We start from the raw sequence: 2,387 nt of genomic DNA on the forward strand, positions 1-2,387 counted from the left end.
ATGTCTTTTTGGATTAAATAAGCTTATTGGTTTTTTAAATTTTGTTTTAGGAATAATATATGGGTGGATTGCTCACATTAAATACAACAATATATACTTGACTATAGCTGTAATTCTTGTAATGTGGGCTGCTAGTATTAATATTATATATAGAGCTAAAGTACTATACAAAGCTTTTAGTAAGCAACATCAGACTAAAAAGTAAACTCTTTAAAGTATAAAAAAACCACGATATAAGACAACCTTATATCGTGGTTTAAACTTCAGTTAAATTTCTTATTTAAGATATAAAACTCCAGGTATTTGTACTTTCAGACTATCCAAATTATATTCTGCCATCAAGTATAATATATTATTTTTTATTAGACTCTCATCTGCTTTTATTTGGAATTGAGACGACAAATTGTTCTTAAAAATTACTTTTTTAGTAACTCCTTCTATATAATGTAAAGTATCTAATTGATAAAGGTCATAACTAACCTTGTCAAGTCGATTATATATCATTCCATCAAACTTTACTTCATTTGTGTTATTAGATGGTAAAATTATCATTTCAGATGATATAATTTTATTATAATTAAAGCGAACAATAGAGTCTTTAAGTTTTTTATTCTCCTGCTGTAAACTCTTTAGTTTAGTTTCTAACTCCTTATTATTACAACTTAATAATAATAAACTAGCTACAAAAAAGATAATGTTTTTTTTCATGATTAATTATTTGGGTTTTGTGCTTCTTCTAATTTTCTTGTTTTTTCTTGCTGAACTCTATTAACATCTTGAGGATTAACTAAGGTGTCTTTTTTTATTGTTGTAACTCTATGTCCATTGTTTCCAAAAGCAGGTGCTACCGAAGCTACATTAGTAATTCTAATTTTCACTTTACTAGTAGAGTTTGGTTCACCAGCTGTGTTAGAGGCATTTATTGTTCCATCACTAGTCATTAAATCTATTCCACTGCCAATTGCATCCATTTTCTTTTTTCTTGCTTTTGCATCTTTAATTCCCTTTTTCATTTGAGAAGCAAAATTTTTACCCTTTTTACCCTTTGCTTTATTAGGTCCATAATTTTTTCCTTTACTTGTTGATTTAGGTCCTAATTTAGCGTATTTAGCCATAGTTGTTAAAGCATCTTCAGGGATATATACATCTTCTGACGGATTTTCTGATATAGTATTGCTATCAGTAGTAGAACCACTTCCAACAATTACGACACCAGATCCTATTTTATCTTTATGATTTCCTTGAACATCAATACTTCCAAATAAACTATTAAGGTCTGACATCATTTTTTTGAATCGTCTAGGAGCTGCTGCAATATCATCTTTGATTGTTTGTTTTATCTTTCTCCATAAATCCCCAGGACCCATTGGAGCCATCCCATCAGGGTCAATAAAATAAACTGGATTATCAAAAGCAAAGTTATATGGTGAGTGTCTACGCATTTGTTCTGCTAATGGGTCTAAATTCATCCAACGACCAGCCCATTTATCATAGTTCCTTGCACCAAAATCTAAGGTAGCTAAACCATTTTCATCGTTTTCCTCTTTACCGTTATACCCAAATGGATAATAGGCTCCATTGATAGCTGTATTGTAGCCTTCGTGAGTTCCACCAAAAGGATAGTAGTTTTTTTCATCCAAAATTTCACTAGCTGCTTGTATAACACCATCGTTATTTAAGTCTGCATAGTTTAAACGTACATTTCCTAAATGGTCGGTATATGAATACACATAATTGAAGCCACTACCATCTTTCTTTACGTATCCTTCAGCATGCTTAAAGTCTTTTAAATCGTTATTTACATACCTAAACCCTCCTGCATACTCTGTGGTAACACCGTTACTTACTTTTTTAAGCTTAGCACCCGAAGCATCGTAGGTATAGTTAATTAGTTGACCATCTACATTGATTTGTACAGGTAAGTTTAAGTGATTATATGTAATATTTGAAGTAATCCCTTTATTGGTGTCAGTAAGCATATTACCATTCGCATCGTAGGTGTAATCATCTGTTGTATCTACTGTACCACCTAGCACATCATCTTTAAACCCAAACTGGTCTATAGTAGCTCCATCTGAGATTCTCATTAACTTATTGCCGTTATCATAGGTATAGGTTAAATCATCCATCGTACCAAAGCTTGTTGCTCCTACATTTAAATGCCCTTTTCTTACCAGTGTCTTGATATTCCCATTTTTATCATAAGTTACCGAACTTAGGTCATATCGGTCTATATTTCCTGTAGCACTTACTAATCTATTTAATGCATCAAATTCATACGAGTAAGACCTCGTACTAGTATCAGTGTTTAAGGTATTCCAATGAGTTTCGGATATGTTCCCGTTAAACAGGGCTGTTGCTCCATTTTGAGGCTTGTTGTAGTTGAT

Annotated in this window: 3 protein-coding genes; 1 reads left to right on the forward strand and 2 read right to left on the reverse strand. The window is 32.0% G+C overall.

Annotated features, from left to right (window positions below; translation table 11 throughout):
- Window positions 1-205: hypothetical protein (locus tag LCI24_RS16810; protein ID WP_274641411.1), on the forward strand; the 205-nt coding region annotated here is incomplete at its 5' end.
- 71 nt (window positions 206-276) lie between these two features.
- Here the strand turns inward: LCI24_RS16810 and LCI24_RS16815 are convergent.
- Together LCI24_RS16815 and LCI24_RS16820 are read right to left on the reverse strand one after the other, a co-directional pair.
- Window positions 277-708, reverse strand: coding sequence for a hypothetical protein (locus LCI24_RS16815; protein ID WP_274641412.1), 432 nt, complete (start codon window positions 706-708; stop codon window positions 277-279).
- Between the two features lie 2 nt (window positions 709-710).
- Window positions 711-2,387: RHS repeat domain-containing protein (locus tag LCI24_RS16820; protein ID WP_274641413.1), on the reverse strand; the 1,677-nt coding region annotated here is incomplete at its 5' end.

This window comes from Tenacibaculum larymnensis, from assembly GCF_028829235.1.
In the GTDB taxonomy this organism is placed as follows: Bacteria; Bacteroidota; Bacteroidia; order Flavobacteriales; family Flavobacteriaceae; genus Polaribacter; species Polaribacter larymnensis.